Origin of the sequence: Streptococcus sp. WM07, assembly GCF_004570525.1 — a bacterium.
Taxonomy (GTDB): domain Bacteria; phylum Bacillota; class Bacilli; order Lactobacillales; family Streptococcaceae; genus Streptococcus.
Map to the genome: position 1 here is coordinate 1 of NZ_SPPZ01000390.1, position 212 is coordinate 212.

At 42.0% G+C, this 212-nt stretch carries 1 protein-coding gene; it reads left to right on the forward strand.

The features are described 5' to 3' along the window. Positions 1-212, forward strand: a 212-nt coding sequence (locus E4T71_RS09690) for a transposase (protein WP_167758545.1), incomplete at both ends; no start/stop codon positions are given.

Consider the following 212-nt stretch of genomic DNA (forward strand, 5'->3'; position numbering starts at 1 on the left):
GAATCTTATCATTGATATTGATTCGACTCATTTTACAACCTATGGAAAACAAGAAGGCTCGGCTTACAATGCTCATTACCGTGCTACAGGGTATCATCCACTCTATGCTTTTGAAAGTCAGACTGGTTATTGTTTCAATGCTCAGTTACGTCCTGGAAATCGCTATTGCTCCGAAGGAGCGGTGGAGTTCCTCCGACCTATTTTAGAAGACT